Annotated in this window: 6 protein-coding genes; all 6 read left to right on the top strand. The window is 43.3% G+C overall.

From position 1 onward, the window contains the following. Nucleotides 1-112 (top strand): zinc ribbon domain-containing protein (locus H140_RS15630; protein WP_019673841.1); only part of this gene is annotated, 112 nt, incomplete at its 5' end. 510 nt (nucleotides 113-622) lie between these two features. Beyond that, on the top strand, nucleotides 623-970 hold the full coding sequence (locus H140_RS0111670; protein WP_019673840.1) for a hypothetical protein: 348 nt from the start codon (nucleotides 623-625) through the stop codon (nucleotides 968-970). 235 nt (nucleotides 971-1205) lie between these two features. Then, complete coding sequence (locus H140_RS0111665) at nucleotides 1206-1703, top strand: peroxiredoxin (protein WP_019673839.1); 498 nt, start codon at nucleotides 1206-1208, stop codon at nucleotides 1701-1703. Between the two features lie 109 nt (nucleotides 1704-1812). Next, on the top strand, nucleotides 1813-3501 hold the full coding sequence (locus H140_RS0111660; protein WP_019673838.1) for a dihydrolipoyl dehydrogenase: 1689 nt from the start codon (nucleotides 1813-1815) through the stop codon (nucleotides 3499-3501). A 52-nt stretch (nucleotides 3502-3553) separates the two neighbouring features. After that, on the top strand, nucleotides 3554-4723 hold the full coding sequence (locus H140_RS0111655; protein ID WP_019673837.1) for a mechanosensitive ion channel family protein: 1170 nt from the start codon (nucleotides 3554-3556) through the stop codon (nucleotides 4721-4723). A 141-nt stretch (nucleotides 4724-4864) separates the two neighbouring features. Further along, nucleotides 4865-7348 carry a bifunctional 23S rRNA (guanine(2069)-N(7))-methyltransferase RlmK/23S rRNA (guanine(2445)-N(2))-methyltransferase RlmL gene (gene rlmKL / locus H140_RS0111650; protein ID WP_019673836.1) on the top strand — a complete coding sequence of 828 codons (2484 nt, stop codon included), beginning with the start codon at nucleotides 4865-4867 and terminating at the stop codon, nucleotides 7346-7348. The last annotated feature ends 29 nt before the right edge of the window (nucleotides 7349-7377 follow it).

Here is a 7377-nt window from a genome sequence, read left to right as displayed (position 1 = left end):
ACTATCAGTTAGACGATGGCAGTGTCCGTCTTGTCAGCAAGCAAATGATAGAGATATCAATGCCAGTATCAATATATTGCAACATGCTGATAAAGTTTTAACCCATCAGTGATGGGTTAACAAAGCGGTGAGTTCCACCGTGTTAGCCTGTGGAGATGATATAAGACCTGCGTGTAACCACAAAGGCAAACATCTATGAAGCAGGAAGAAAATACTAAAACTACGTGAGTAGATTTAGGTAAGTTTTTCGGAACGGCCTATTATTAAAACTACAAGTCAGTCACATCTTACGCTTATTGCGAATTTACGCTTATTGCGAATTTATGCTTATTGTAACTAATGTGCAACATCCCTTTGCAACTTAATAGCAAAACTCAATAGGAATCTGATGGCAGGCTTGCTATGGTATATAGCCGAATATCACTGTCTCAATCATTTGCCCTGATTTTTTATATATTGAAAAGCCTTGCTATCTTTTTTTTCACAAAGCATTGTATTTTTGAATAAACTTTTGTATGTTGCAACTGACTTAACACAATACTGACCTCTATTTATTATTTACCAAACGCAAACGCACTTAATCTGACGTTTGCCTACCCACTTCCTCCAAAGGATATGTTTTATGAGATTTATGACCAAGACCTTGTTACCACTAGCAGCTGCTGCGACTTCTGCCATGATGTTTATGAGCCCTGCACAAGCACTCGACATCAAGCAAGAAATGATTGATCAATGTGTGACCAGTACTGTTGATTACAAAGTCGCTGATAAGGCGACAGCGACTAAACTATGTACTTGTACCACCAATGTACAAAGTAAAATGACACTTGGTGAAGTTTGGGAAATTGAAAGCTACGCACAAAGCGGTAAAGATCCTGCTACGCTAGCCTCAGCCAAACGTATTGATTCACAAATGAAGCAGTGCGCATCAGGCTTAAAACTAAATCCACCGCAACAACCTACAAAGTAGCCTGCCTAAAAAGCAACCTACCTTGTTAAGGTGTACTGCACCTACCAAAGCTTAGGTCAATTACGTATAGACACCCAAGTAATACTAAATTAGGCTGGCAATTGTCAGCCTTTTTTTATAGCATAATTTAATCTAGATATTCACAATATTGATTAATATTAAGGTCAGGATTGTTTAATATAACTAACAATATACAATAGATCTTAAAGACACTCAAAAAATAAGGATAACATCTATGGCCAAAGTAACTGAAGAACAAATTGCCCTACCTCAATTGCAACTGCCGTTGGTACAAAGACAAGCCAATGATGACATTACTGTGACTGACATCCGTCTTGATGACTATGTTAAAAACAGCGGTAAAGGCTTAATTCTGTATTTTTACCCACGAGACAACACACCTGGCTGCACCACTCAAGCCACTGACTTTACTGCAAAACTTGACGAGTTTTCTGCCCTAGGTTATGACATCATTGGTGTTTCTAGAGACAGTGTTGAGTCGCATAAAAAGTTTATTGAAAAGCAAAACTTGCAGATTCCATTAATCAGCGATGCCGATGAAGCACTGTGCCAGCACTTTGATGTTATTAAAGAAAAAAATATGTATGGCAAAAAAGTATTGGGCTTGGTGCGCTCTACCTTTGTCTTTGACAAGTCAGGCACACTCACTCATGCCCAACGTAATCTACGTGCCAAGGGGTATGCAGACAGACTACTTGAAGTATTGGCCTAACTAAGCTAAAACAAGCCAGTACTGATTAATAATTTAACACTGACACTTATTAAATATTTATCGATAGTTTGCTAAATATTTACTGATAGTTTTTTAGGAGCTTGTATCTATGAGTACCTCTCTCAATACGTCAAAGCCAAATCGCCCAACACGCACTGTTGATGTGGCCATCATTGGTGCTGGCACCGCAGGTCACAATGCTTATCATCAAGTGACCAAGGTTACTAACAACGTGGTGGTAATCAATGATGGTTACTGGACCACCACCTGTGCTACTGTTGGCTGTATGCCTAGTAAACTACTGATAGCCGCTGCTGAGCGTGCTCACTATGCCAGTGACTCTGCCGAGTTTGGTATCGAAGGCAGTCCCAGCATCAATGGCAAACAAGTCATGCAGCGGGTACAAGCTGAACGCAACCGCTTTGCAGGATTTTTACAAAAAAGTGTCGAAAACTGGCGAGATGATCAAAAAATTCATGGTCATGCCACCTTTACCCCAGAGGGTTATATCGCAGCGGCTGGCGAAATCATTCAAGCTAAATATATCATTGTTGGTACTGGCTCAGTGCCTTATGCGCCAGAAGGCTGGGCAGACAAGCTCGGTGATCGCCTATTGAGCTCAGACAGCGTGTTTGAAATCCCAGATCTGCCTAAGTCTATTGCTATTTTAGGTGCTGGTGCGATCGGATTAGAGTTTTCACAAGCCTTACATCGCTTGGGTGTTGACGTGACCTTATTTAATCGCAGTCAACGTATTGGCGGTATTCGAGATCCTAAGATCAATGAAGTGGCTCTAGAATGCGTACTAGACGGACTAAACACTGAGCTTGGCTCAACCGTCACCGATGTCACAGTCACTGGCACAGATGACAGCAAGCAAGCCAAGCTCTTCTATACCGACGCCAATGGCAACCAAAAAAGCTGGCAAGGTGATTATATCTTGGTCGCCATTGGTCGCCGCAATACACTACATAACATGAATATCGAAAATGTCGGTGTGGAGTTAGATGCTCGAAATCGGCCGTTAAATGTGGATGCCGTGACTGGTCAAATTGGTGACAGCAACATCTATGTGGTTGGTGATGCCAACGCACGCCTGCCCTTGATGCACGTTGCTAGTAATGAAGGCTACCATTCAGGACAGCATATCAAAGCCCTAATTGAGCAAGAGAAATACCGCAGTATCCCCCCTACTCAAGGCGACATGCCTGCTCAAACCAGCACCTTTGCTAAAACCAGTATTGATGCCATTGTCGCCAGTGGCGACTGTGGTGCCGAAATGCTGTGTGATGATGACATTAGCGGTGAAATAAAAGACGCTGAGATAAACGACGGCAAGGTAAAAGAAGGCATTAATGACGATATTAATGCCAATATTAATGCTGATAAATCCTTGGCAGACTCTGGCAAACCTTATGAAGACAAGCCAGCCACACCTTTGGCAGTGGTGTTTTGTGAGCCGCAAATTGCCAGTGTCGGTCAAACAATCCCTCAGCTAGAAGCGGCCAACATAGCTTATGTCACCGGCCAAGTCAGCTTTAACAACCAAGGGCGCAGCCGCGTGATGGGCGTTAACTGTGGTATGCTACATATCTATGCGCAAGCAGAGACAGGATTGATCTTAGGTGCTAGCATGGTTGGCCCTGATGCAGAGTACATTGCCCATATCTTAGGAGTAGCGATTACCAATGCATTAAGCCTTGATGATATGCTCGCCAGCCCTTATTATCACCCAACCATTTTGGAGGGCTTGCGCACAGCCTTGCGTAATACCAGAAGCAAGCTGACCAAAAAATAAGCGCCTGAAAAACAAACCGCTTCAATAATAAGATAAGGGAATAGGAACACCAATGGCAAGAGAAACTGGCTCACAGATTAGCGCTTTTTTTCAGCAAATTGTGCATGACCTATACTCAAGCTTGTATCTTGCAATTGGTGGTAACTTAGAAGAAGAAACTCGTGACTGGGCTTCTCGTGGCGCTGAACTTGCCAGTACAGTGATAAAAATTTTTATATTACTGGCAGTCTTAGGATTTTTATATTGGCTGTTTACCTATATTGTTAAACACAACCAAAAACGTCTAAAACTTACAGAAAAACGCATCGGTGTGGTGCGATCTGTCTTGCGTTATGTATGGATCGTCAGCTGCTTAATTGCGGTTATGAGTCAAACCAGTATAGACCCTAATACAGTCAAAGCCACCGCCAAGGCCAGTATTTGGGCAGGTATCTATTACGTGCTATGGACTTCCTCTGAGCACGTTATTAGCCGTATATTAAAGCACTACGGGCTCAACGCTTCTATTGAGCAGTTATTAAAAAATATCTTCTCTGTACTGATTATTGTATTTGGCATCGCCAGTGTGATGGCACAGTTTGGCTTTGATATTGTCTCACTGGTTGCCGGTCTGGGTATTGTCGGCTTGGCGGTGGGTTTTGCCGCTCAGTCCACCATTGCCAACTTTATCTCTGGTATTACAATTTTGCTTGAGCAGTCGTTTCAAGTTGGTGACTGGATTGCGCTCGATGACAAAGAAGGGCGAGTGATTTTAATCTCACTGCGCACCACCCACATCTTAACCCGTGATAACATCACCGTCATTATTCCCAATGCTACGGTTGCCTCTTCGGAAGTGATTAACATTACCTCTAAGAACTTTATTCGTTTTGATATCCGTGCTCGCATTGCATTAGAGGCAGATATTGACGCAGCACGTCAGGTTATATTGCAAGTTATTGACGGTATGGACAGCATCTTAAAGCGTCCTGAGCCTTCTGCGACCATTGATCATATCAGTGATTTTGGCTGTGTATTTATCGTCCGCTTTTGGGTCACGCCTTCTGCTGTGGCACGTATTCCAGGCATCAAAGAGGCGTTGCACGAAGGCATAAAAACCCAGTTGCAAGCCGCTGATATTGCTATCCCTTATCCTCACATGCGTATCTTAATGCCAAAAGATGTGGATTATCCCATCGATACCAAACCCTTCGAAATTGTCACGCACCAGAAAAAAGAGTAACACCCGCCTCTATTAACCAAAAGAGAACCACGCTTACCCACCCGCAACAAGATTAAAGTCACAATCTGACCGCTTGAATATGCTAAAATCAACGGTTAGTAGCAACACATCATGTAATGTAAGGCAAAGTAAAGGCAAATCATGTCCACCCCCGAAAACACCCCTAAGAATATCGAACCTAAAAATATCGAACCAGATGCCCCAATCAATACAATGACCGACACCCTTAGCAACACCACACCAACCACCCCAAAGACAGAAACGACAGCACAATTATTTGATATTGTTGTGACCTGTGCCGATGGTCTAGAAGCCCCCTTGCAAACAGAGTTAAACAGCTTTGATATTGCCAGTGAGTTTAAAAGCACGGGTCGTATTGCAGTCAGTGCAAATCTAGAGCAAATATACAAAATATGCTTATGGTCACGTGTGGCATCACGTGTCTTACTGCCCATCAAAAAACGCAATATTAATGCTGAATATGATGTGGCAGAGCAATTAAACGGCTTGGCAAAAACAGTAGACTGGACCCAGTGGTTTGGACTCGACAACACCTTTGCCATTCGCATGAGTGTCGATAAGCGTGTGCAAGTTAGCCAGCAATTTGCCATGTTGCGTATCAAAGACGCTATCGCAGATACCTTTACTGAAAAGCTTGATGCCCGTCCTGATGTTGACAGTAACCAGCCTGACTTTTCTATCTTTGCTACTGTCAATGACAAGCAAGCGGAACTCTTTTTAGACTTATCAGGCACCAGTCTGCATCGCCGTGGCTATCGTGTTGCCATGACCGATGCCCCGTTAAAAGAAAACTTAGCTGCCGGTCTGTTATATACCGTCGGCTGGCACAAAACCAAAAACAGTTATAGCGCACTGATTGACCCCATGTGCGGCTCGGGCACCTTCATTATCGAAGCCTTATTAATGCACTGTGATTATGCAGTGGGTATTGATAAAGTAGAATCCCAGTTTGGTTTTTATCACTGGCAACAGCATGACTCTCAATTATGGCAACAGTGTGTCGAAGAGGCGCAGCAGCGCTTTCATGATGGCTTGCAAAAAGCCATGTCTGGCAAGGTGCCCACCATTTTAGGTTTTGATGCCGATGCAGGCGCAATCAAAGCTACGCACAAAAACTTAATCGCAGCTGGGCTTCAAGATTTAATGGAACATATCACTCTCGAAACACGGCCACTGTCGCAACTTAAAATTGCACTCGCCAAGCCGCTACAAGAGCGTAAATTAAAACGCCCACTGATTATCACCAACCCACCGTATGGTGAACGTCTGGGTGATGTGGATTTTATTAAACCTTTATATCAAGGTTTAGGCTTAACCTTACAAGATATCTTTAATAAGCAAAAATATCAGCCAATGCTAGGTTTATTGGCCGCCCATGTCGAACAGGCCGATGTGTTGCCTATTGAAGAACCACAAACCTTACGCTGTCATAACGGTGCACTGACCGTTTATTTCCGCTATGGTGAGCTGACTCGCCAAGAAGGCGAAACCCTAATCAATCGCTTTGAAAAAAGAGAAATCAAAGTCGATGAAGCCCAAGACTTTGTTAATCGCCTGCAAAAAAACGTGGCGCATCTAAAAAAACTGGCCGCCAAAGAAGACGTCACCAACTTGCGTGTATATGATGCCGATTTGCCTGATTATAAAGTTGCTATTGATGTCTATGGTGACTATGTACACGTCCAAGAGTGGGCACCGCCCAAGACCATACCACCAGAAACAGCCCGCAAACGCTTTAACTTAGCATTAATGGGCATCCGTGAAGTGTTCGGCATTAACCGTGAGCAAGTCTTTATCAAAACTCGTGCCCGTCAAGTCGGCAACACTCAATACGGTAACCCCACTGGTGCTTCCAACACCAAGGCAGACAAAGCAGAAGCTGAGCCTAAAAAAGACAACCGCAACCACTACAAGGGCAATAAGTTCCAACAAGCCCGTGAAGAAGCAAAACGTCAAGAAGCACAGCGTCTGGCGCAGAAAAAACGCAAGTTGCATGTGGTCGAAGAAGACGGTGCTTATTTTTATGTTAACTTTACCGACTACCTAGACACTGGTCTATTTATTGACCACCGAAATATGCGTAACATGATACGGGCTGCGAGCCGTGGCGCCGATGTATTAAATCTATTTGCTTATACCTGTACTGCCAGTGTTCACGCCGCATTGGGCGGTGCTAAATCAGTGACCAGTGTCGATTTGTCGCAGAACTATCTAGATTGGGGCAAACAAAACTTCGCCTTAAATGGTCTAGACGTTACAACTTCAAAATATCAATTTATTGCCTCGGACATCTTTGATTGGATTAAGGACAATACTGACCAATTTGATGTGATATTCATTGACCCACCGACCTTCTCAAACTCGAAGAAGTTCCAAGGCACTTTTGATGTGCAACGTGACCACACCGCGCTTATCAACCGTGCCATGAACCGCTTAGCCAATGGCGGGGTTATTTATTTTTCAAATAACTTTACCCGTTTTGAATTGGACGAAGAACTATACGATCGTTATGACGTGACTGAAATTACCAATGAGACTATTGGCTTTGATTTTAATATCAAAAAACCCATTCATCGCAGCTTTGAGATTCGTCATAAGCTTTGATAAATATATAATTCAATTAAATGATATGT

This window comes from Psychrobacter lutiphocae DSM 21542, from assembly GCF_000382145.1.
GTDB lineage: Bacteria > Pseudomonadota > Gammaproteobacteria > Pseudomonadales > Moraxellaceae > Psychrobacter > Psychrobacter lutiphocae.
The sequence above is the reverse complement of the archived record's forward strand: the minus strand, read 5'-3'. Positions and strand labels throughout refer to the sequence as shown.